This window comes from Imtechella halotolerans (assembly GCF_028743515.2).
In the GTDB taxonomy this organism is placed as follows: Bacteria; Bacteroidota; Bacteroidia; order Flavobacteriales; family Flavobacteriaceae; genus Imtechella; species Imtechella halotolerans.
Window position 1 is genome coordinate 1589818 of the sequence record NZ_CP117969.2, and the last position, 24920, is coordinate 1614737.

At 37.3% G+C, this 24920-nt stretch carries 23 protein-coding genes; 10 read left to right on the forward strand and 13 right to left on the reverse strand.

The features are described from left to right. Positions 1–326: 326 nt before the first annotated feature. Complete coding sequence (gene lon / locus PT603_RS07135) at positions 327–2777, reverse strand: endopeptidase La (RefSeq protein WP_008240434.1); 2451 nt, start codon at positions 2775–2777, stop codon at positions 327–329. A 318-nt stretch (positions 2778–3095) separates the two neighbouring features. Here lon and PT603_RS07140 point away from each other — a divergent pair, with 318 nt between their 5' ends. From PT603_RS07140 to PT603_RS07165, 6 genes are all read left to right on the forward strand, one after another. After that, positions 3096–4892 carry a DEAD/DEAH box helicase gene (locus tag PT603_RS07140; RefSeq protein ID WP_008240435.1) on the forward strand — a complete coding sequence of 599 codons (1797 nt, stop codon included), beginning with the start codon at positions 3096–3098 and terminating at the stop codon, positions 4890–4892. A gap of 87 nt (positions 4893–4979) precedes the next feature. Continuing rightward, entirely contained in the window at positions 4980–5747 is a 768-nt protein-coding gene (locus PT603_RS07145; protein WP_008240436.1) for a carboxypeptidase-like regulatory domain-containing protein, read from the forward strand. A gap of 124 nt (positions 5748–5871) precedes the next feature. After that, a complete protein-coding gene (locus PT603_RS07150; protein ID WP_008240437.1) occupies positions 5872–6822 on the forward strand; it encodes a M28 family peptidase in 951 nt (316 codons plus the stop codon). 56 nt (positions 6823–6878) lie between these two features. Then, the gene (locus PT603_RS07155; protein ID WP_008240438.1) at positions 6879–7103 is read left to right on the forward strand and encodes a hypothetical protein; all 225 of its coding nucleotides are present in this window, start codon (positions 6879–6881) and stop codon (positions 7101–7103) included. 13 nt (positions 7104–7116) lie between these two features. After that, on the forward strand, positions 7117–7638 hold the full coding sequence (locus PT603_RS07160; RefSeq protein WP_008240439.1) for a hypothetical protein: 522 nt from the start codon (positions 7117–7119) through the stop codon (positions 7636–7638). 300 nt (positions 7639–7938) lie between these two features. After that, positions 7939–9162 (forward strand): OmpA family protein, encoded by a 1224-nt coding sequence (locus PT603_RS07165; RefSeq protein WP_008240440.1) that lies wholly within the window; start codon positions 7939–7941, stop codon positions 9160–9162. Positions 9163–9204: 42 nt separating this feature from the next. Here the strand turns inward: PT603_RS07165 and PT603_RS07170 are convergent, their stop codons facing one another. Further along, on the reverse strand, positions 9205–9741 hold the full coding sequence (locus PT603_RS07170) for an SRPBCC family protein (protein WP_008240441.1): 537 nt from the start codon (positions 9739–9741) through the stop codon (positions 9205–9207). Positions 9742–9788: 47 nt separating this feature from the next. Then, positions 9789–10439, reverse strand: coding sequence for a TrmH family RNA methyltransferase (locus PT603_RS07175; protein ID WP_008240442.1), 651 nt, complete (start codon positions 10437–10439; stop codon positions 9789–9791). Positions 10440–10479: 40 nt separating this feature from the next. Here PT603_RS07175 and PT603_RS07180 point away from each other — a divergent pair, with 40 nt between their 5' ends. Continuing rightward, entirely contained in the window at positions 10480–11598 is a 1119-nt protein-coding gene (locus tag PT603_RS07180) for a tetratricopeptide repeat protein (RefSeq protein ID WP_008240444.1), read from the forward strand. A 30-nt stretch (positions 11599–11628) separates the two neighbouring features. Then, positions 11629–12318 (forward strand): SIR2 family NAD-dependent protein deacylase, encoded by a 690-nt coding sequence (locus PT603_RS07185; RefSeq protein ID WP_008240445.1) that lies wholly within the window; start codon positions 11629–11631, stop codon positions 12316–12318. Here the strand turns inward: PT603_RS07185 and PT603_RS07190 are convergent. Further along, positions 12272–12760, reverse strand: coding sequence for a heme-binding domain-containing protein (locus PT603_RS07190; protein ID WP_008240446.1), 489 nt, complete (start codon positions 12758–12760; stop codon positions 12272–12274). The two genes, PT603_RS07185 and PT603_RS07190, sit on opposite strands and share 47 nt — an antisense overlap. 28 nt (positions 12761–12788) lie before the next feature. Here PT603_RS07190 and PT603_RS07195 point away from each other — a divergent pair, with 28 nt between their 5' ends. Continuing rightward, complete coding sequence (locus PT603_RS07195; protein ID WP_008240447.1) at positions 12789–13370, forward strand: HEAT-like fold family protein; 582 nt, start codon at positions 12789–12791, stop codon at positions 13368–13370. Positions 13371–13437: 67 nt separating this feature from the next. Beyond that, positions 13438–14772, forward strand: coding sequence for an adenylosuccinate lyase (gene purB, locus PT603_RS07200; protein ID WP_008240448.1), 1335 nt, complete (start codon positions 13438–13440; stop codon positions 14770–14772). A gap of 182 nt (positions 14773–14954) precedes the next feature. Here the strand turns inward: purB and PT603_RS07205 are convergent, their stop codons facing one another. The 9 genes from PT603_RS07205 to PT603_RS07245 all read right to left on the reverse strand — a co-directional run bounded on the left by PT603_RS07205 (position 14955) and on the right by PT603_RS07245 (position 24855). Continuing rightward, positions 14955–15452 carry a CAP domain-containing protein gene (locus tag PT603_RS07205; protein ID WP_008240449.1) on the reverse strand — a complete coding sequence of 166 codons (498 nt, stop codon included), beginning with the start codon at positions 15450–15452 and terminating at the stop codon, positions 14955–14957. A 281-nt stretch (positions 15453–15733) separates the two neighbouring features. Continuing rightward, the gene (gene pdxH / locus PT603_RS07210) at positions 15734–16381 is read right to left on the reverse strand and encodes a pyridoxamine 5'-phosphate oxidase (protein WP_008240450.1); all 648 of its coding nucleotides are present in this window, start codon (positions 16379–16381) and stop codon (positions 15734–15736) included. Between the two features lie 54 nt (positions 16382–16435). Next, positions 16436–19378: a serine hydrolase domain-containing protein gene (locus PT603_RS07215; RefSeq protein ID WP_008240451.1), complete on the reverse strand. Its 2943-nt coding sequence runs from the start codon at positions 19376–19378 to the stop codon at positions 16436–16438. 131 nt (positions 19379–19509) lie between these two features. Then, entirely contained in the window at positions 19510–19995 is a 486-nt protein-coding gene (locus PT603_RS07220) for a hypothetical protein (protein ID WP_008240452.1), read from the reverse strand. A gap of 19 nt (positions 19996–20014) precedes the next feature. Next, positions 20015–20806 (reverse strand): (Fe-S)-binding protein, encoded by a 792-nt coding sequence (locus tag PT603_RS07225; protein WP_008240456.1) that lies wholly within the window; start codon positions 20804–20806, stop codon positions 20015–20017. Between the two features lie 43 nt (positions 20807–20849). Then, entirely contained in the window at positions 20850–21299 is a 450-nt protein-coding gene (locus PT603_RS07230; protein ID WP_008240458.1) for an LNS2 domain-containing protein, read from the reverse strand. Positions 21300–21370: 71 nt separating this feature from the next. Then, positions 21371–22705: a 4Fe-4S dicluster domain-containing protein gene (locus PT603_RS07235; protein WP_008240460.1), complete on the reverse strand. Its 1335-nt coding sequence runs from the start codon at positions 22703–22705 to the stop codon at positions 21371–21373. Positions 22706–22708: 3 nt separating this feature from the next. Beyond that, entirely contained in the window at positions 22709–23665 is a 957-nt protein-coding gene (locus tag PT603_RS07240) for an MlaD family protein (protein WP_008240462.1), read from the reverse strand. Positions 23666–23715: 50 nt separating this feature from the next. Beyond that, positions 23716–24855 (reverse strand): N-acetylmuramoyl-L-alanine amidase, encoded by a 1140-nt coding sequence (locus PT603_RS07245; protein ID WP_008240464.1) that lies wholly within the window; start codon positions 24853–24855, stop codon positions 23716–23718. Between the last annotated feature and the right edge of the window lie 65 nt (positions 24856–24920).

The following is a 24920-nucleotide window of genomic DNA, read 5'->3' on the forward strand; positions in this document are numbered from 1 at the left end:
ATTTATTAATCTTTAATCCAAATCCTGCCAAAATTCTTATAAAATTTTGTTGAACTACCATTGGCCGGCCTTTGTTTTCTTCTAAACCATTTTTACAGAGCCACTCTCATAAAAAACAACTTGCCTACACAAGGATATAACACACTGAAAACGGATAGTTGTACGTATCATCTATTGCGAGGTGAACCCTTGAAACAAATCTTACAAATGTGACATAAAAACACCTCATTAAGAATGCAAAATAAAGAAAAACAACGTCTTATTTCCAGTGGTTTATCAATACACCTTGCACTCTCAAAGAGGCTACATTTTAGATATAGATACTATTAAAGCTTTTTAGCATTCTTTACAGACTGCTTTGTTACAGCCAACTCAATGACTTCCCCCATTTCTTTTACATAATGGAATGTTAGCCCTTTAAGGTACTCTGCTTTTATTTCTTCCACATCTTTTCTATTCTCTTCCGAAAGGATGATTTCTTTTATACGAGCACGCTTAGCAGCCAGAATTTTTTCTTTAATTCCACCCACTGGTAACACTTTTCCTCTTAAGGTAATCTCACCGGTCATAGCCAAACTCTTCTTAACTCGTTTCTGAGTGAAAAGCGAAACCAACGAAGTCAACATGGTTATACCAGCACTAGGTCCATCTTTAGGGGTCGCTCCTTCAGGCACGTGAATATGCACATTGTACTTTTCAAAAATCTCAGGATTAATCCCTAAGAGTTCTGCATTGGATTTAATATATTCCATAGCAATGGTAGCCGACTCTTTCATTACCTGACCTAAGTTTCCAGTAATGGTCATGGCTCCCTTTCCTTTTGAAAGTATCGATTCAATAAAAAGAATATCCCCACCAACACTTGTCCAAGCAAGGCCGGTTACAACACCTGCTACTTCATTATTTTCATATTTATCACGCTCCAGACGTGCAGGCCCTAATACTTTCTCGACATCCTCAGAAGTTACCTTAACATTATAGGTTTCTTCCATGGCAATAGACTTAGCCGCAAATCGAACCATTTTAGCAATTTGCTTTTCAAGGCCACGAACTCCGGACTCTCTTGTATATCCTTCTACAATCTTCTCCATTTCTCGCTTACCAATCAAAAGGTCTTCAGAAGACAGCCCATGCTCTTTTAATTGTTTTGGCAACAAATGACGTTTGGCGATCTCAACTTTTTCCTCAATGGTATATCCGGTTACATTGATAATCTCCATTCGGTCACGCAAAGCCGGTTGAATCGTAGAAAGGCTATTTGAAGTTGCCACAAACATCACCTTGGACAGGTCATAACCCATTTCAAGGAAGTTATCATAGAACTCATTATTTTGCTCCGGATCCAACACTTCCAACATCGCAGAAGACGGATCTCCGTTATGGCTGCTGGAAAGTTTATCAATTTCATCCAAGACAAATACAGGATTTGAGGTCCCTGCTTTTTTCAAGGATTGAATAATTCGACCAGGCATTGCCCCAATATAGGTCTTTCTATGTCCTCTTATTTCTGCCTCATCTCTTAATCCACCCAGCGAAATTCGCACATATTCTCTGCCTAAAGCTTCGGCAATCGATTTCCCTAGTGATGTCTTTCCTACTCCCGGAGGACCATATAGACACAAAATAGGAGATTTCATATCATTACGTAATTTCAAAACAGCCAAATATTCAATAATTCGGCGCTTTACATCTTCCAGTCCGTAATGATCCCTGTCTAAAATTCTTTGGGCTCTTTTTAAATCAAAATTATCTTTTGAAAATTTATTCCATGGCAAATCCAAGTATAAATCCAGGTAATTACGCTGAATCGAATATTCAGCCACTTGAGGATTCATACGCTGCATTTTTGCTAACTCCTTTTCAAAATGCTCCTTTACCTTATCATTCCACTTCTTCTTTTTGGCACGCTCACGCATTTCCTCAATTTCCTCTTCATACGAAACACCACCCAATTCTTCTTGGATAGTTTTCATCTGCTGATGCAAGAAATATTCACGTTGCTGCTGATCCAAATCATAACGAACCTTGGACTGAATATCATTTTTCAACGTTAGCTTTTGCAATTCCAAATTCATGAAACGCAAAGTAGATAGCGCACGTTCTTTTAAATCATTTATCTCCAATAGCTGTTGCTTTTCAGCCACAGTAAGATTCATATTGGAAGACACAAAGTTGATAAGGAACGAATTACTCTCTATATTCTTAATGGCAAAGGTAGCCTCCGATGGAATATTCGGACTTTCTTTAATTATCTGTAGCGCCAAATCCTTTATAGATTCCACTATAGCAGAAAACTCTTCACTCCCTTGATCAGGCTTGGTTTCAGGAACCTCCTTAATAGTGGCAGTGAGATATGGCTTCTCGGTAATGATCTCATTAATTTCAAAACGCTTTTTCCCTTGAATAATAATGGTTACATTTCCATCAGGCATTTTCAATACTCGCAAAATTCGAGCTACCGTTCCAATGGTATTTATATCCTCAAGGGTAGGCTCTTCTACATTTTCATCCTTCTGAGAAACCACCCCTATTACCTTTCCATTGGCATTGGCATCATTAATAAGTTTAACAGAGGCATCCCTACCGGCAGTAATAGGTATAACTACCCCAGGAAACAACACAGTGTTTCTCAGCGGAAGAATCGGAAGCGATTCCGGTAATAATTCATTTTGTATCTCTTCTTCATCTTCAGGAGTCATCAAAGGGATTAAATCAGAATCTTCATCGATGCTCTGAAATGACAATGTGTCAAAATTGGATAATTTAAGTTTCTTCATACGTATTGATAAGTCATTCTGTCAGCACTCTCACAAAATAACCACTAGTTTTTAAGTTTATATCAGGCACTTATTTCTTTAAGGATCATTCAAATAGACTTGCCTTAAATAAAACAATGCCCTAGGGTAAGTCAATTGTCATGCCAGTTTCACAGAACTGACGACAATGCACAATACAAACCGGCAAAGAAACAAAAAACCCCCTATTTTTAGGCTCGCAATTTCTTCATTTTCAACAAATAATAAATATTTCTTGACAACAACACAGTGTATGTAACAGAATAAGAGTACCTTTGCGCCCAATTTTATAAAATATATATGAACAAATTTGAACAATTAGGACTGAACGAACAGCTATTGAATGCCATCAAAGACATGGGCTTTGAGACACCCTCAGAGGTGCAAGAAAAGGCTATTCCGGTCCTACTAGCACAAGACACCGATATGGTAGCCTTGGCCCAAACAGGAACAGGAAAAACAGCAGCATTCGGATTTCCTTTGATTCAAAAAATTGACATTTCCAGCCGTAAAACGCAGGGACTTATTCTCTCACCTACTCGTGAGCTATGTTTGCAAATTGCAAATGAACTAAAAAATTATTCGAAGTACACAAAAGGACTTAACGTAGTGGCAATTTACGGTGGTGCTAGTATCACTGAACAAGCCCGTGAAGTAAAAAGAGGAGCTCAAATCATAGTTGCTACTCCAGGTAGAATGCAGGATATGGTAAATCGCGAGATGGTCGATATTACTAACATCAATTATTGCATCCTTGATGAAGCGGATGAGATGTTAAACATGGGATTCTATGAGGACATTACTGCTATTTTATCACATACTCCATCGGAGAAAAACACATGGTTATTTTCTGCAACCATGCCAAGAGAAGTGGCCAGTATTGCAAAGGAATTTATGAGACAGCCGGTAGAAATTACCGTTGGATCTAAAAACCAGGGCTCTGATACGGTTCGTCATGAATACTATTTAGTAAATGGTCGTGACCGTTATGAAGCTCTTAAACGTCTAGCAGATGCAAACCCTGATATTTTCTCTGTAGTATTTTGTCGTACAAAGAGAGACACCCAAAGTGTTGCTGAAAAATTAATCGAAGACGGATACAATGCCGCTGCATTACATGGTGACCTGAGCCAAAATCAACGTGATTTGGTAATGAAAGCCTTCCGTAACAGACAAATTCAAATGCTTGTGGCAACCGATGTAGCTGCCCGTGGTATTGACGTAGATGATGTTACTCACGTAATCAACTATCAATTACCAGATGAAATCGAAACCTATACCCACCGTAGTGGACGTACAGGTCGTGCAGGTAAATCAGGTATCTCAATGGTTATCTTACCTAAAAGTGAGGTTCGTAAAATTAGTACGATAGAGAAAATCATTAAGCAAAAATTTGAAGCCAAAAAATTACCTTCTGGCATTGAAATATGTGAAATCCAGCTTTACCACTTGGCAAGCAAGATTAAAAATACTGAAGTAAATCAAGAGATAGACAGCTATTTACCTGCTATCAACGATGTTCTTCAAGGCATTGACCGAGAAGAGCTTATCAAGAAAATGGTTTCTGTAGAATTTAGTCGTTTCTTTAACTACTACAAAAATTCTCGTGACCTTAACGCTAGCAGTACGAGTAGCAGAGAAGGAAAAGAAGGCAGACCTACAAGAGAAAGTTACAGTCCAAATGAAAATGGAGAAGTACGTTACTTCATCAATGTTGGAGAGCGTGATGGTTATGATTGGAGAACTTTAAAAGACTTCTTAAAAGCTACTATGGATTTCGGAAGAGATGATGTATTCAAAGTGGATGTAAAGGAAAGTTTCTCGTTCTTTAACACAGATGCTGCGCACACAGAAGCAATTCTTCAAATGTTCACAGACTTTAAGATGGACGGTAGATTTGTAAATGTAGAAGTATCGAATGCTCCTTCTTCAGGAGGAGGACGTGGTTCTTCATCAGGAGGAAGAAGAGATCGTTTTAGAGGAGACGCAAAACGCAGTGATAAAAGAGGTAGTTTTGGTGATCGCGGTAAAGGAAAATCCTTTTCCAAAGACAGCGGCTTTAAAAGCCCAAAGAAAAATAGCAAACGTCGCTACTAAAGATATCCTGTTAAAGTATGATTAAAAAAATGCGCCTTAGCGCATTTTTTTTATTTAGTTTAGTACTTTTAGCACGTAATTCTTACTATGAAAAAGCTTCTTCTTTTAGTACTACTAATGGTTTCTGGCAGTATATTTTCCCAAACAGGTGAAGATTCCTATTTAACTGCCAAGGTTGTCAATGCACAAAATGGCACAGCAATGCCCAGTGTTCACGTGCTTAACCTTAATCAAGTTCTGGGAACCATTACCAATGATTCAGGAGATTTCCGTATTCCTGCCGTTGTAAATGACACGCTTTATTTCTCTTTTTTAGGTTACAAATCCATTAAGATACGTGTCACAAATGACATGTTAAAATTTGAAGGAACCAAAATAGAAATGACTGAGCTTGCATTTGCTTTGGAGGAAGTGGTCGTTCAACAATACCAGCTTACCGGATATTTGGATATTGATGCTAAAAATGTGCCTATAAATAACGCTTATCGTTATAGCATATCAGGTTTAAATACCGGATATGAAGCCAAAAAAGGGAATCCTGGAGCTATCTCTAAAGTACTGGGTGCCATTTTTAATCCAGCTGATTTTCTTTACAACATCTTTGGAAACAAGCCAAACCAGATGCGTAAGCTGCGTAAAATGAAAGAAGAAGATGAAATCAGGGATCTTCTGGTAACAAAGTTTGATAGAGAAACACTTACCGAACTATTACAGATTGATAAAAGCGAATTGGAAGAGATTCTAAGACATTGTAATTATTCTAAAGACTTCATTTACACTGCAAATGACCTTCAAATACTGGATGCCATAAGCGGATGTTACGAAGAATACAAAGTACTGAATCGAAAAAAATAACCGTATTTTCTTACCATATTAATGGTTATTTTTTAACACAGGTATTTAGCTTTTACATGTAAAAACATCCAAAACTTCCTATTTTATGCTATTTTAGCATAAACATAAATTGCTTTGGTGTAAGATGAAACGATTATTTCTTTTTGGCCTATTTATAATACCCACCCTTCACAGTATACAGGCTCAACAACTACCTATTACGTTAAACAACACGCATTATGAAGCCTACATAACAACTATTGATAGTACTGAAAAAAGCCAGTTACTAAACCACGCCCACTACTTGTCATCCGATGCCCTTCAAGGCAGGAAAAGTGGTACTGAAGAAAATAAAGTAGCCAGAAACTATATTCTTTCAGAACTAAAAAAGACTAGTCTTCCTACTGAAAAGCAAGCATTTTCCTTTACAAGATATGGTAAAACCATAGAGGCAGAAAATATTATTGCCACTCTAAAAGGGACCACCTATCCAGATTCTTACATCGCCATTACCGCTCATTATGACCATGAAGGTGTCGATCCAAATTCAGATGGTGACAACATCTATAATGGTGCTGATGACAACGCTTCTGGTACCGCAGCATTACTTATGCTGGCTAAATACTTCAGCTTACACCCTACAGATCATTCCCTACTCTTTATAGCCTTGGATGCTGAAGAAATGGGGCTTCAGGGAGCTAAGTATTTTGTAGAAAATAGTGGAGACAAGAAAATTGTATTGAATGTTAACATGGATATGATTGGCCGAAGTGAAGATAGTACAATAAACATCTGTGGAACCTTCTACACCCCGAGTCTTAATCAATTTTTTACGGCTGCTCAAAAACTCAATTTACCCCTAAATATCACTCTTGGCCATGATGGGTTAGACAATAAACAATCATGGGTCTATTCATCAGATCACTATCATTTCTTTAGATACAACATTCCCTTTCTATACTTCGGTGTTGAAGATCATGATGACTACCATACACCTAAAGATGAGTATAACAGGCTCACCCATGATTTTTACGGCAATGCGTTCCAATTCATAAAGGAAAGCATTAAACAACTAGATAAAAAAATGAGCTATTAAGGCACTAAAATCTGTATTTATAAGTTATTTATATAATAACACAAAACATCTACCATATGAAAAAAATGCTTTGTTTAGCGCTGGCCATTCCTCTATTCATGGCCTGTGGGGAGAAGAAAAAGGAGACGACAAATTCCGTAGAGGAACTTACAGAAACCATTCAACAACAAAAAAATGAGTTATCACAAAAAGTGGATTCTGTTGTAGATGAAATGGAAAAAACAAAATCGGAAATTGACCATTCTATAAAAAAAATAGACAGTTTATTAGAAGACTTTTAAAACTACCTATCGTATGAAAAAATACATATATGCAGCAGCAGTTGCTCTTATTTTCAGTGGAACTCTTATTGCGCAAGGAAAGCCCGAAAAACAAGCTCAAGAAAAAGCTAAAATGGCTAAAGAAAAATCCATAGAGCAAAAGAACCAAACAAAAGATAAAGCCGAAAAAGAAGTTCAAAAAGGCAAGGACAACATAAAAGAGAAGGTCAAGGAGAATCAAGGAAAGGGGAATGCCTATGGTACAGATAAAAATGGATTATCTGGCAAAGAATTTGGTCAACAACGGGCTGAAGAGGCCCGAATGAAAAGCAGAAAAGAATTAGAAATTTCTGTGGAAGATGGCCAAAGAAAAATTAAAAATGCGCGTGAAAAAATCAAGAAATCAACAGACGAACTTGAGAGAAAACATCGTGAACGAAGTATTACCAATGAAGAATATGAAAGGCGAAAACGTACGATAGAAGAAGCTTCAAAAGAGGTAAACAAACTCGAAGAACAAGTAAAACGTACCAAAGAAATTATATTTGGAAACTAAAAAAGGGCATTTGCCCTTTTTTTTATTAAAACATAAGTCACTGCCTATCTGAATACTACCATCAATAGAAATTGAATTCCTTCTAATTTGAGGCTAAATTCCTTCTTTGGACTTGTCTCTATGGTTCTATTTTGCTATTTTTGACTCCGAAAACCAACCACATCCAAAAAATAAAATACCGCAGTTGATGGTAATAAATCTATGGGTGAAGCGTGTTTTCTGTACTATCCAAAAATACAATTCCCTTAATTATTTCTCCAACTGTTAATTTAGAAGTGTAACTCTATTAACATTTATATTATGAAGAAGTATTTAATTACTTTATCAATGCTTGCAGTTATTGGCTTACAAGCCCAAGAAGACTACAACAAATGGTCTGTCGAGATTGGAGCAGGTGCCAATAAAGCAACTGAAGGGTTTGCCCCAGGATATTTTACTGAAACTCCTAATTTTTTCCATGCAGAAGTAGGTGCTCGTTACATGTTCAACAACAAATTTGGTCTTAAATTAAATGTTGGATACGACACTTTTGAAAATGCAGATGATAGCCAAGCTTTCGATTCAAAATTCTATAATGCAAGCCTTCAAGGGGTTGCCAACCTAGGTCGTATTTTAAACTTCGAAACATGGACCAACACTTTTGGTTTATTAGCTCATACAGGTGTGGGTTACGGTCAGTTAGAAAATGACAACTTTTCAGGTAAAGATCAAGTAGGTACTTTTATAGTGGGTCTTACTCCACAAATTCGTATTTCTAACCGTGTAACCATCCATGGTGATGTTTCTTTAATCAATAATACTAAGCAACAAAACACATTTGACGGGACCGCATTAACTTCAAAAAGAGGTTTTGAAACTTCATTCTATACTGTAAGTGCAGGTCTTACCTTTAATCTTGGTAAACACAGCAAACATGCTGACTGGGTGAGCGAAGGTAACAGAGTTGATGATATCGATGCTCGTTTAACCAAACTAGAAAACGGATTAATTGATAGCGATCAAGACGGTGTTGCTGACATGTATGATGTAGAACCTAACTCCATTGCAGGTGTTATGGTGGACAGCAAAGGACGTATGGTAGATGCCAATAAAAACGGTGTTCCGGACGAAATAGAGCGTTACTTAGACGAAAACTATGCTCATAAAGATGATTTAAAAAATGTGAAGTCTACTGCAGCTGCAGAAGAGCTGATCAACCAAGGTTACATCAATGTTTACTTTGGATTTAACTCTAGCCGTCCTGAAGTTGCTTCAATAACTTCAATTGACTTTGTAGCTAAATACCTTAAGGCAAATCCAAGTGCTTCTGTTGACGTAATTGGATACGCTGATGAAATTGGAAATCCAAACTACAACAAAGAACTTTCTCAAAAACGTGCAAATGTTGTAAAAGATATTCTAGTAAATGCAGGGATTGATGCTAGCCGCTTAAATTCTGTAGGAAATGGTGAAGATGCTTCCGTTAACAAAGAATCAGCTGATGCGCGTCGTTTAATGCGTCGTGTAACTTTCAGACTAAAATAAAAATACCAAATCAATAGAAAAGCCCGCATACATGCGGGCTTTTTATATATATGCTTGCTCTTCGATAAGTTTTTTTAGGTTAGACAATCCTTCTTCAAAATCCTTCCCAATCATTTTATCCATATTCATAAACAGCATCATAATGTTAAATGGAAATGGATTCACACCAGAAAACCCCCATGTTACACGTGTTTGCCCACCGGCTTCTTCAAGTCTGAGGTAAGCGTCAGATTCGGATGCCCAAGGTCGTATAAATCGAAGGTGAGACTGAACCAATTCATTAGCAACAATATTAGTTAACTCATGTTCCCCTTCTCCGACCTTCTTATTTCCTTTCCAATAACTTACAGCTCCAACCGTCCCATCTTCACCACGTATTTCCTTAAACATTTCAGAATCTCTTCTGGCCCATGGTGACCATTCATCTTGTTTTTGAAGAAATTGGACATACGGAAAAACCTTGGATCGAGGTTTTTCAATCATGACACTTCGGCTCACATGGTAATTTTGAGGTGCAACAAGTCCTAAAATAATTACCACTAAAACAAGCAGACCAATTAAAATTAGCGCGACCATCATAATCTTCTAAGTTTTTGATTAACAACTTAAAAGTACAAAAAAAGCTTCTACGAATAGTACCTAGACAAAATGTCTTCTATGCTCCTGATGGATTTTTTAGACCAATCAATACGATGATGTACTATTTCTTCAGGACTGAGCTGCCAATCAATGGTAGATTTTCGCAAACGGGTAGTAATATCCTGTAGTATGATGGCTGCACTCACTGATATATTAAGACTTTCAGTAAATCCTTCCATTGGTATTTTGAGAAAACCGTCCGCTTGCTGCATTACATCCTGAGAAAGCCCAAGCCTCTCCGTACCAAAAAAGAAAGCACTTTTCTGAGAAATATCGAACTCATCAAGCATACATGAATCATCATGCGGTGTGGTAGCTATGATTTTATATCCTTTTGCCCTCAAACTATCAATACAAGACTGAGTATCATTATACCGGTACACATCCACCCATTTTTGTGCTCCCATAGCTATGTTTGCATCCAATCGTTTTCCAAAACGTTTTTCAACAAGGTGGGCCTGTTGTACTCCAAACACCTCACAGCTACGAATAACAGCACTTGTATTGTGTGCCTGGTATACATCTTCAATAGCAACAGTGAAATGATTTGTTCGACGAGAGAGAATTTCTAGAAATTTGGCCTTTCGATCTTCCGTAATAAATTCTTCTAAATAAGCCAACAGCTTGGTATCTGCCATGAATTCATTATTTTTATGCAAGATATAAAAATCAACCCAAATGAGATTCCTTTACGTCCTGTTAGCCTTCTTTTCAACGGCTTTAATTTCCACCACCAATGCGCACAATTCTGTTGCCTTGATTCAAAAAGATACGCTGCAAGATTTACTGGATTTTGCTGATAAATTAAATAGCGATTATATCAATGGTGATGGTTCATTTTTTTATAAAAATTTTAATACTGAAAAACTTCGTGAATTTGACACCAATGAAGACCCTTCCCTAGGCAGAAGTGTTCGTGAAGGACTTAAAGCAATAGGTAAAAGAATCCACAATGATATAGAGTCAGGCAGCTATTATGACTTTATCAATTACTACGAAGATAACGACGATGGATCTCTCCACCTTATTTTCAGGATTTTTTCCGAAGAAACCGGTATCAATTACCATGACTATTCACTGAGGTATCAAAATAATAAACTTCAAATTGAAGACATCTATATTTACCTTACGGGCGAATCATACCTTACAACCCTTATCCAAATTCATCAGGCAACAAATTCGAAAGCAACAAATTCCAAAAAACCAAAAACGGATGCTTTAAAAATCAACTCCTTTTTCAAACTCTATCAAAACGGAAATTACAAATTAGCCTACTTGATGTTAAACAGCGTTAAAGACAGGGAAAAACTTTCTCGTGGACTACTAATTCTAAAAGCTCAGGTAGCCCTTAAATACAGTGAAGATTCCTATATAGAGACCATGGAATATCTCTTGAAAAAATACCCTAATGATCCCAGCATTGCGTTAATGTCCGTTGACTATTACTACACAAAGAAAGATTTTAATGCGGTTTTTAAAGCCCTTGATATACTTGAAGAAACTACAGGTGATGATTTTTTAAATTACAACAGAGGTAATTTTGCTTTTGAACTGGAAGAATATGATCTTGCCTTGGAATACTTCCAAAAAGTAGTAAAAGAATATGCTACTTTTATTACTGGTAAATTAGCTTTACTTATCACGTACGATAAATTAGAGCAATATGAAGTATGTATACCTCTATTGGACGATTTAATCAATACCAACGGGATTACAAAAAATGATTTGGATGCCTATGTCTCTACAGAACTTATTTCGTTATCTAAATCTGCTCCTTACAAAAAATGGAAATCCTAACATTTCAATTCTAGAAACCTACATCCATCTATGAAAAAGAAAATTGCTGTACTATCAGGTGCAGGTATAAGTGCCGAAAGTGGAATTAAAACCTTTAGAGATGCGGATGGCCTATGGGAGGGTCACGACATAATGGAAGTAGCATCTCCTGAAGGATTTGCCCGCAACCCTGAATTAGTTCTTGACTTTTATAACCAAAGACGTAAGCAATTACTAACCGTTGCACCCAATGCCGGACATAAGGCTTTAGTATCCTTGGAAGAACTTTATGAGGTAAGTATTATCACTCAAAATGTAGACGATCTGCATGAACGCGCCGGTAGTAGTCATATTATACACCTACATGGAGAGTTGTTAAAAGCTCGCAGTACCCGTAATGAACACCTCATTTATCATTGGACAAAAGACATTGTACTTGGGGACAGGTGCCAAGAAAACCATCAATTAAGACCACATATTGTATGGTTTGGAGAAGCAGTGCCAATGATTACTCCGGCTTCTAAAATAGTTTCAGAAGCCGATATAGTCATCATAGTTGGGACCTCCATGCAAGTATATCCTGCCGCAGGTCTCATCGAGTACTCCACAAAAGGAACTCCTATTTATTTTATTGATCCCAGACCGGCACTACAGTCGAATATCAGTAAAAATCTCACAGTGATTCAAGCTCCGGCTACGGAAGGTCTGCCTGTTCTTGTTTCGCAACTTCTTGGTAACTAACACGCTGTTGATCTGCCCAACCTACCAGTTGTGTTATTTGTTCAGGTGTTAACACCGCTTCTTTATGAATCCACAAATAAGATTCTAAAGGCATTTTATGTTCTTTCACTTCTTCCACAAACTCCTCCATTTTATGCGCTTTCTTCTTAGCAGTATAGGTCTCCCAGATAGAAAAATCCAAATGCTTTTTTCCATCTTTTACATGATCAGAAATCCAGTATGAAAGTGGAGCTACCTCACTATACCATGGATAGGCTGTGTTATTAGAATGACAATCATAGCAAGAAGTCTTTAGCATAGTAGCTATTTCAGCTGGAGGATTCAAAGCCACAATAAGATCTGTTTCAGGAATTTCCTCTGATACATTTTTTTCAGGTCGGAAAAATTGTAATGCAATTAAAACAACTAGTAACAACCACCCTATTTTTTTTAAAATTTTCATAACTTTTACAATTTATATAACTAATGTAGTGAAAAAAGAAATAAGACCTTTAGAAAAAATAATAGACAATGTTACAGGATATAAAGACTCTCGGTTAGAAGCCGGCACATGGGTCCTTGAAAACCCTGAAAATTTAGAGCCTTTGTTACATTTGGCGTTCAACCCTGCATATCCGAACCATTATAAGGCATGCTGGACCATAGAAATTGTGTGTATACAAAATCTTGAACTCCTAATTCCTCATCTTGATTATTTCATTCAAAACATAAAGAACCTATCCCATGAGTCGGCTGTAAGACCCATTAGTCATTGTTGTTTACTACTATGTCAAAAACAACAATTTCATCTTAAAGAATCTACCACCCTTTTTAGCGAGCATCAAATTGAACTCCTTATTGAAACTTGTTTTGATTGGTTACTACAAGACACCTGGGTAGCTGCGAAAGCGTATGCGATGCGATGTTTATACTTCCTAGGATTTAGATCAAATTGGGTCCATGAAGAGCTTACTACGATCCTCACTCAAGGCTATCCTACACACAGTGCTGGTTATAAGGCGGCCGCCAGAGATATTTTAAAAAGACTAAAGCGAAATAGTACCGTAAATTAGTCCTCTTTTATTTTATAAGTCTAAGGGGTTAAGTATCTTTGCCCCTTCATTAAACAACAACACAATAATGTCTTTACAAGCTATTTCACCTATCGACGGCCGCTATGCCGACAAAACACGTCATCTAAGTCCTTTCTTTTCTGAAGAAGCCCTTATAAAATATCGTGTTTTAGTAGAAATTGAATATTTCATCGCTCTGTGTGAGCTTCCATTACCTCAACTTCAGAATTTTGATAAGAACAACTATGAGGCATTACGAAATAGTTACCGTCAATTTTCCGTAGAAGACGCTAAAGCTATTAAAGAAATTGAGAAAGTTACGAATCATGACGTAAAAGCTGTTGAGTATTTTATTAAACAACAATTTGATGCGCTAGGTATAAGTCAATATAAAGAGTTCATTCATTTTGGTCTTACTTCGCAGGATATAAATAACACGGCCATTCCTCTTTCTATAAAAGAAGCCATTAACGCCGTTTATCTACCAGAACTAGCTTCTGTCCTAGATAAACTAAAGGAATTGTCAAAAAATTGGGCAAATGTACCCATGCTTGCCCGTACACACGGTCAACCGGCATCACCCACACGTCTTGGAAAAGAAATAAATGTTTTTGTAGTTCGTATCGAAGAACAATTAACGTTACTGTCACATATCCCACATGCCTCAAAGTTCGGAGGCGCAACAGGGAACTACAATGCACACCATATTGCCTATCCACAAATAGATTGGAAATCATTTGGAACACACTTTGTAGAAGAAATACTTGGATTACATCATTCGTTCCCTACTACTCAGATAGAGCATTACGATCATATGGCAGCCTTATTTGATACTCTTAAGCGAATAAACACCATCCTAATTGATCTTGATCGCGATATCTGGACCTATATTTCCATGGACTATTTTAAACAACAAATCAAAGCTGGAGAAGTAGGATCATCTGCAATGCCTCATAAAGTTAACCCAATTGATTTTGAAAATTCTGAAGGGAACTTTGGAATAGCCAATGCGCTTTTTGAATACCTTTCAGGAAAACTTCCAATTTCTCGTTTACAACGCGACTTAACAGACAGCACTGTATTACGAAATGTAGGCATGCCTTTTGGGCACAGTATAATTGCACTGCAAGCAACCCTTAAGGGTCTTAACAAATTACTATTAAACGAAAAAGGAATTGCCCAGGACCTTGAGGACAATTGGCCAGTGGTAGCAGAGGCAATACAAACCATATTGCGCAGAGAAGGCTATCCTAATCCATATGAAGCGCTGAAAGGTCTTACCCGTACCAATGAGAAAATTACCCAAGCATCTATAGCCGCATTTATTGATACCTTAGATGTTTCTGAAACTATTAAAGAAGAATTAAAAGGGATTAGCCCTAGTAGTTATACAGGGATTTAATATGGTTCCTATACTCATAGAAAAAGCGCTTACCCACAAGGATAAGCGCTTTTTTCTCGCCTAACTAAATACTACTAACTAAAAATTTTTATTGATATTATCTAGAATGGTTTTTTTAGTATATACCGGCGAAGATCAGCAAAATGAACCTCCGCCAAATATATACTCCCATTCAAAATAAATTACTTTGACATAAATATATTTGTGAAATAATTTTTTCCTTTGGTGTCTCGTTTTACACTAATTCCGAAATGAGTAGCCTCTCCCTCCATTGCCTTACGGTGTGCATCACTTTTAACCCAGGCATTTACAACACCTTGAGCAGTTTCAAACCCGTAAGCCACATTTTCTGCCACATTTTTACCTGAAGCAAAGTTTGAAAGCTTTTCTTTACGTTGCATGAAATAATCATGACAAACCTCATTAAAACTTATCATGTGGTCTGTTTGTTCCATGGCAATATTTGAAATAACATCCATACGTTGAAGTGGATTCAAACCTACTGAAGTACGATGTTCATTTACTAAATTTAAGATTTCCGACTCAAAAGAGGAATACTGATAAGGGGCAGTATTAATTTTAAGGTCAGCAGTTTCATAAGTGTCTTCTACGTCAGAAGAGCATGCGGTCAGAAAGAGTAGCGCAGCTAAAGATGCCACTACATAAGCAGGTGCTTTCATGGTTAATTTATTAAGAGTTGGGACACCAAAGGTATCTATGAAAGCACTCTTTTTATGTTAATTTTATGTTAAAATACCGCTTAACTACCAAAATAATCGATGAAATGCACTTTTTAGCCTAAATAATCATCAAATCACTTATAAAAATATCGATGAAATGCACACAACGTCGATTAAAAACAAAATACATGCACAAAATTTTAAACTCCTATTAGTTAAAGTACTAAGATTTCGGATTAAAAAACACATTTTATCGATGAAATGCACTTTAACGAATAACCTTATGGGGCTAAACGGTGAATAATCCAATTATATTCATCATCTAATGTATACCTTAATCGATCATGTAACCGATTAGGTCTTCCTTGCCAGAATTCAATTGAAACGGGACGTACTAGATATCCTCCCCAATAGGAAGGTCTAGGTATTTCTTTTCCTAGATAGGAAGCCTCCAATTGCTTCAATTTAGCTTCCAATTCTTCTCTAGAACCAATTACCTGACTTTGATTAGAAACAATAGCTCCCAGCTTACTGCCATCAGGACGTGATTCAAAATAGCCATCGGAAAGATTAGCAGGAGCTTTTTCAGCTAGGCCCTTAATTATAATCTGACGCTCCATACCATGCCAGAAAAAAGAAAGACAAACATGAGGATTTTGAGCAATGGCTTTTCCTTTTTCACTCTCATAATTCGTATAAAAGTAAAAGCCTTCATAGGAGAATTTTTTAAGTAACACTACCCGATTCTTGGGAAAACCATCAAGGCCTATTGTAGACACAGTCATGGCGTTAGGTTCGTCTACACCACCAAAATGTTCTATTTCATAAAACCATTTTTGAAAAAGTTCTAACGGATTTTCAGGAACATTGCCTTCCAATAGCTCTCCTTTTTCATAGGATCGTCTGTAATTACTTAAATCTTTTTGCATCTCTATTTCATTTATAGTGCAAGTTACAAGTAATCCAGGATAAAAAAATATACTTTAATCCAAAATAGCACTATATATAAGTTCTTGAATATTAGAACGAACGTTTTCAGCAATTAATTTACGGTTATTGGCTGTTGGATACGTTCTATTGGAAAGAAATACATATACAATTTCTTGCTCGGGATCTGCCCATGCATAGGTGCCAGTAAATCCCGTATGTCCAAAACTAGTCATAGAAACACAGCCGCAAGTAGGTCCTTCCTTTTCTAACTGCGGCTTATCAAATCCCACTCCCCGCCTGTTATTTTCCTCACAGTAAAAACATTGATTGAAAGTATCCAGGGTTTCCGGTTTAAAATACACCTTTCCTCCATAATTTCCTTTCTGCATAAATAACTGCATAAGCTTGGCAACATCGTTTGCATTGCTAAAAAGACCTGCATGACCACCTACTCCACCTTGCATGGCTGCACCCATGTCGTGCACATAGCCTTGAATGGTCTGATGCCTGAAATAGTCATCAACCTCTGTTGGAACGATCTGATCTTTCGAAAATCGAACCAAAGGATTATAGGTAGTAAAATTTGCCCCCAATGAATTATAATAATGAATATTCACCAACTGATCAATCGGTTTATCATACTGACTTTCCACATACTGTTTCATATAATAAAAAGCAAGATCACTATACACATATGATTTTTTAGACAATAAATCAGATTCATTAATTATTTTCATAATAGAATCTTGATAATCATCCCTCATGTATAAGCCATCAGCCACATGCAGGTTAAACCCTTTTTCAGGTAATCGACGATAATAGTTCTCTAGTGGTTGTTTGGCAGTTTTACTAAGCGTATGCACATAAAAAGGTATCCATGCCTTTAAACGAGCGTAATGGGTAAGTACATCAAGTACCTTTAGTGAACCTTTATTGGTATTCTGAAGTTGGGGAAGGAGGGTCCCCATAGGGTCTTCCAATCGAAATTTACCTTCATCATAAAGTTTCATTACTTCAGGAAGTGTTGCTAAAATCTTAGTAAGCGATGCCAAATCATACACGCTCTCTGTAGTCACTGGTGTATTTCCATTATACGTATATTTTCCAAAAGCTTTGTGGTATACCACCTTACCTCTTCGAGCCACCAGAATTTGCATTCCAGGGGTCATTTGAGCTGCAATTACTCTTTCAGCTTCCTTATCAATTTGATTTAGAATCTGGGAACTTAACCCTACAGTTTCAGGAAGCCCATATTGCAAGCGATTAATACGTACGGTATGTATGCACGAATTAACTTGAAAATCAGGGTGAGCAGTTACCGGTAATACACCTTTACCATCAATAGCTCCAAATATGAGTTGCGCAGTTTTATCCTGAGCTACTTCACTATTTTGATAACTCACTATAACAGACTCTATCTTTTCGGTTGATGGAAGATCTAATAAGGCATAAGGCTTTGTAAATACAGCGAGTATAACTTTTTTAAACATGGCAATCTCTGCAAGCCAAGCTATCTCTGTCTCTGTAAACTCATGCGCTTTCCACGGGGTCTGATTTGACCTATGCAACCCCACCACTACCGTAGAATAGGGTTCCAAATTCATCATCAAGTTTTCGATCTTGCTCCCCTTTATAAAATCCACCTTTGTATAGCGCTTTAAAGCATTATAAAATACAGAACCATCATCATCACCCATGGCAACATAGGCAATTTTATGCTTTTCCAAATTCGTCAATGGCAATAAAGCCTTGTCATTTTTAACAACAGTAAGTGCATGTTCGATAGCTTCTTCATAAAGCAAATCATCTTCAAGTGTATGTAAATCCTCAATAAGGTTAGTGGTATCAACCGGCTGAAAGTTATTCAGTCCTACCTTATACTTAGCCATTAAAATCTTCTTTACAGAATGCGCCAATCGCTCTTCAGAAATTATCTGTTGTTGATACGCCTCCTTAATTTTAGCCACTCCTTTAGGCACGTCACCGGGTATAAGAAGCACATCACTTCCTGCCAAAAAAGCAGCCAAATCCACATCACCAGGTCCTAAATGATCAGAGGCTCCTTTCATGTTCAAGGCATCAGTAAAAATAAGTCCATTAAATCCCAAGCGTTCCTTTAACAGCTCTGTAACGATACTATAAGAAAGTGAAGAGGGCAAATTAGCCTGCATTTCCAAAGCCGGAACATTAAGGTGAGCAACCATAACGCTTGCCAGATTCTTATCAATAAGCTGTTTAAATGGATATAACTCTATGCTATCTATTCGCTCTTTACTAAAGGCTATGGTCGGTAAGGTTTTATGAGAATCTTTATCCGTATCGCCATGACCTGGAAAATGCTTCCCGTTAGCCAACACTCCAGCTCGCTGCATCCCCTCCATAAAAGCAATCCCTTTTTCGGTTACTGTATATTTATCCTCTCCAAAGGAACGATTCCCTATAATAGGATTTTTAGGATTGGTATTGATGTCTATATCAGGAGCAAAATTAATGTGAACACCTAAACGCTTGGCATGGGCACCAATACGGTACCCTACTTTTGAAATGATACTATTATCTTCAATAGCCCCTAAAGTCATGTTCCATGGGTAGGCAAATGTTGAATCTAACCGCATGGCAAGCCCCCATTCGGCGTCCATTGAAATCATCAGTGGGATTTTAGAAAGTGCTTGATATTCGTTGGTCAACTTAGCCTGACGCATCGGACCACCTTTTGAAAAGATAATCCCTCCAATGTGATAGTCTTCTATCAATTTTTTTACGCGTTCGGTATGAGCACCTTGATTTGCAGAAAATACATCTACCATGTATAACTGTCCTATTTTTTCATCTAAGGACATCGCATTATACTTCTCTTCTACCCATTTTCTTTGGGTAGAAACATCTTCTGTCTCAAGTGGATTAATCTGTTGGGCTGTTGCCAAAAAACAGAAACTACTTAAAACAATGGATAAAAAACAATGAATTGGGTGCAAACGTAGGTGGAGCATCTTCATGAAATCTTGACTTTTGGTAAAAATAACGTAAATAATGTGCCAAAAGATACATCGATACTGTTAAAATAAAAAGCCAAAATTACAGATTCTTACTGCAATTTTGGCTTTTAATCTCTTAATGAAGCAATTAGTTAGCTAACGAATCGATTATGCCAGCTCTCGGAAGCTGGAACCTCCCATGCATTTTCATATTCGTATTTATTAATTACCAAATTATTGAATACCACGGTGTTTTTGGAAACGGCCTTTTCTTTGGCCATTTTTTTAAATTCCAGTAAGGTTTTATACGCCACAAACTCCCCTTGCTTATAAGACACATTCATTTTATCCAACAGATCAACTCCATAGTGTTGTTCAAGGGATTGAATAAAGTGAACAGAAGCATCTATCGAGCAACCTGTCGCGGCTTGCACCTCCTGATTAAGTGCTAAAACAATAAACCGATTATACCGTATTTGGTAAGAGGCTTCAAGTCCAATTCCGTGAGCTGTCCATTCCTCTACAAATGCACGAAGTTTCGTTTCTATCTCTAACAATTCTTCAGCTGAAAAACTTCTATTTGATTGATAAATCCATACCCGAGCAGTCTCTGGTAGGCTTTCAAAAGGTACATACATCTTTTCTACATTAATTCATTTACAAATCCTGTGCTTGCGCTATAAGTTCAGCAATATCCATAACAGCTACTTCTGACTCCTTTTCCTTCACTTTCACCCCATCGGTCATCATTGTATTACAGAAAGGGCAACCTGTGGCAACAATAGTAGGTTGAGTTTCCAAGGCTTGTTCGGTACGCTCAATATTAACATCTTTATCCCCTTTTTCAGGCTCCTTAAACATTTGAGCCCCTCCAGCTCCACAACATAAACCTCTGGATTTACATTTTTTCATCTCCACAAGCTCAGCTTCTAACTTAGTAATCAACTCCCTAGGAGCCTCATACACATTATTAGCCCTGCCCAAATAACAAGGATCATGAAAGGTAATTCGTTTGCCTTTAAACTGCCCACCTTCTATTGTAAGCTTTCCTTCATCCAATAGGGACTTCAAGAACTGAGTGTGGTGCATAACCTCATATTCTCCACCAAGAGAAGGATATTCATTCTTAATGGTATTGAAACAATGAGGGCAAGCCGTTACAATCTTTTTAACTTCATAAGCATTGAGCACTTCTATATTTGTCATGGCCTGCATCTGAAATAAAAATTCATTTCCAGATCGTTTCGCCGGATCTCCAGTACAGCTTTCTTCCGTACCTAAAACTGCAAAATCAACACCCGCTTTATTAAGTAATTTCACAAAAGCTTTGGTGATTTTCTTTGCACGATCGTCAAAACTTCCGGCGCAGCCAACCCAAAACAATACTTCAGGTTGCTTGCCACTAGCCATCATCTCGGCCATGGTTGGTACATGCAGTGCTTCACTCATACAATTAATATTTTAGGTAGTTCATTTAAAAACAACAGTCTTCTTATTGATCATGTTTTCCATCATCGAAGACCTGAATAGTTACTTCTTTCTCTACTAAGTCCGTAAATTTTCCGTTGTATCGAGTAGCCTTCACTAAATGATTATCTACCCAATGATAATTCCCTCCTCTTGGTTTTCCCATTACCATACCATGGTATTTAAATCCATGTTTATCTAGCCATTGCTCCGTCACCTCTCTATGAGCCTCTGTTCGCGAAGTAAAAAAGAAAATAACATGACCTTCATCATACCAACGGTTAAGAGTCTGTAAGGCATCTGGGTATACATTAGCAGTTGCCATACGCTCAGGTTCTTCATTTGGAATATCATCACAGATAGTGCCATCTATGTCAATTAGATAATTCTTGACTCCTTCAGGAAGCACCGGACTTACATGTGCTCCTTCTTCTACTTTTTCATGCAGTAATTTTTCTACGTCTTCAATCTTCATGATTGTGGTTGTTTGGGTTGATAATTTGTTTTATAGCAATTTTTATTCTGATTATTTTCTTTTCTTTTTATTTATTCGTTTTTCCAATTGAGTCGATCCATTTGATTGTAAGGCCAAGGAGCGCCATTATTTTCAATATTAGTCATCATGTTATTAAGCTCCATAGGCGCTGCAGACTGCTCCATCACCAAATAACGACGCATATCCATTATAATAGAAAGCGGATTAATACTCACAGGACATGCTTCAACACAAGCATTACATGAAGTACAAGCCCATAATTCCTCTCTACTGATATAATCATCAAGCAACTGTTTTCCATCTGCCACGAACACTCCATCATTAGCATCTCTATTTTTACCCACTTCTTGTAATCGATCTCGAGTATCCATCATGATTTTTCGAGGTGATAGCTTTTTCCCAGTTTGGTTTGCTGGGCATTCACTTGTACAACGACCACATTCTGTGCAGGTATATGCACTTAATAATTGTACCCAGTTTAAATCAGTAACATCAGAGGCCCCAAACTTCTCCGGTGGGGCACTTCCTTCTGAGGGAGCAGCAAACGGATCAGCATTTGGATCCATCATCATTTTCACTTCATTGGTTACCGACTCCAGATTATTCATTTTTCCCTTAGGCGCAACACTGGCGAAAAAGGTATTTGGGAAGGCCAATAAAATATGTAAATGCTTTGAAAAATAGAGATAATTCAAAAAGATTAGAATGCCTATAATATGCAACCACCAAGCGGTTCGTTCCACCATAACAAGACTATTGAAATCCATACCCTCGAAGAGTGGCGCAATAAACTGGCTTATTGGAAAAGCTCCAGCTTGCACATAATGATGTCCTTCTGGTGCTCCAGGCATATACTGCAGGGTATAATCCGCAGCATTCATCGTAAGAAACAACACCATAAGTACAGTTTCAATGTACAAAATAATATTAGCATCATTACGAGGCCATCCTTTCATCTCTGGTTTCCAAAATCGTTGAATGCGAAGTATATTTCTTCGTATCCAGAACACCACTACGGAAACAATAACCAATAGAGCTAATACTTCAAATGAACCTATAAGTACACTATAAAAACCTCCCATAAAAGCGAAGACCCTATGAGTACCAAACAATCCATCAATGATTATTTCCAATACCTCAAGATTGATAATAATAAACCCTATATAGACAATAATGTGTAAAATACCTGAAACAGGACGTACCACCATCTTTTGTTGCCCAAAGGCAATGCGAAGCATATTTTTCCAACGCTCAGATTTATGATCGCTTGTATCAACAGGTCTCCCCATACGAATATTACGTATGAGTTTCTTTATGTTCATCACAAAGTACCCAATACCCACAAAAAGAATCAGGGTGAATAAAATGCTTGCAAATACGTTCATATATTAGTTTTCATTGGTTTCGGATGATTCATACTTAACCTGCTTACGTCCAAACAACGAAAAATGAACATAACGTTTAGGGTTAAGTTTCATGTCTTCAAGCAACTGCTCCAATTGAAGCGAAGCTCCGGATAAATTTTGGTACAATTGTTCATCCTTTAATAACTTGCCCACTGATCCCTCACCATTTTCTATAGACGCCAATACCTTATTCAGTCCTGCCACCGTATTTTGTATGTCATTTACAGTTTGTCCTAAATTGGCTTCTGCTAATGAGTCGCTCATTTTAGCAAAATTAGCTGTAATTGTATGTACATTTTTCAAAGAAGCATCCATTTCAGCTTTATTGGTATTCATTAAAGAATTAAGAGATTGAGATGCCGTACGTAAACTTGCCATTGTAGCATTTAGATGTTCTAAACTACTTTTCAAGTTTTCTCTCCCTTGTTGATCTAAAACTGCTGCCACTCCCACTAATACTGAATCTGCACTAATAAGTGTTTTACTAAGTTTTGCCTCTAGTGGCTCAATTTTACTAGTAATTGTCTCCACCGTACTTTTTTGAGTGGCACTAGGAATAGTATCGCCCGGTTGTGCCATTGGCCCGTTATCAAAGGTCGGTACTATTTGCAAACCAGTACTCCCAAGTAAACTACTATATAGTTCAGCCTTGCTGTTTTTTGAAAACTCAAACCCCTTGTCTACTGTAAATGTTACGAGAATTTTAGCGGTTTCATTAATTATTTGCACATTGGTGACCTTCCCAACCTGAAAACCATTAACGGTCACTGGTGTAGCCGGCTCAAGACCACCCGAATGACTATATACGGCGTAAAACTTACGGGAAGATTCAAAAACAGCACTCGATTTCAAATAGGTAAACCCTAACAAAAAAAGGATAATACCTCCAAAGACTATAAATGCAGTCTTAATTTCTCTAGATATTTTCAAGCGATTCATTATTTATGTTGCAAACAAAATTAGAAATAAATTTCGTAAGAAGCGACCTCTTACCTATCCGTTTTTAATGCTTCATCCACCGAAATTCTACTCCCCTTTTTATAAGCAACAATAAAAGCATCTTTGTATCCCTTCTCTACCGCTTCTTTCTGCAGCTGTTTGACCTCATCATAACTGTTGGTTTCCCCATAAAAATACCTATATACAGTACCACTAGACTCAATGCTAACTGGCTTTAAGCCTTTGAAATTTTGCGGAAGCGCTTCCACTTTTTTAGCCCCAGCTGCAATTTGTACTTTAAAGATTACGGAAGTATTAATTTGTTTGACTACTGATTTCTTTTCCTCCTCCTTTACGGGAGCTGGTTTCTTTTCCTGCACAACTTCTTTAGAGGTTACCACAGCAGTACTTGCAGGTCTTATCAACTTTTTATAATCCAATATTGCCTTGGCTATATTGTCGGCAAATTGTTCTTGTCCTTTACTTGAAGTTAAAAAAAGACGTTCTTCTCTATTGGTTACAAACCCTGTTTCAATAAGGACACTTGGCATATAAGTTTGATGCAACACGATAAAACCTGCCTGTTTAACTCCCCTATTCTTTCTCTTCATTTTGTCAGTGAAGTTCTGTTGAATCATTTTGGCAAGCTGTATACTTTGATCCAAATATTCCTCTTGCATAATAGTAAACCCAATTACTGATTCAGGCGAATTGATATCATAACCGGCATATTTCTGCTCATAGTCATCCTCTAAATAGATTACCTCATTCTCCGCCTTAGCCACTTCAAAATTTTGCTTATTCGCATGCAACCCTAACACATAGGTTTCAGCACCAGAGGCTTCTGTATGATGCGCATTACAATGTACAGAGACAAAAAGATCTGCCTTTGCTTTGTTGGCAATACGTCCTCGAACATATAAATCCACAAATCGGTCATCCTTTCGTGTATACACCACTTTAATATCCTTATGTTGCTCAAGTTCTTTACCTATAAGCATGACTACTTTAAGAGCAATATCCTTCTCATTTATCCCATTAGACACCTTGCCAGGATCCTTCCCACCGTGACCTGCATCAAGCACAATAACAAAGGGATCGGACTGAGTAACAGCATTCATATGACTAAAAGCCAACAAAAATAAAGAGGTCGGTATAGCAATTAATGTAAATATGATTTTGGTTCGCATAAAATAATAACTGTTAATTGTAGTTACTTAGCTGTAAATTTAAAAGGCCGAAGCATCAACAGACA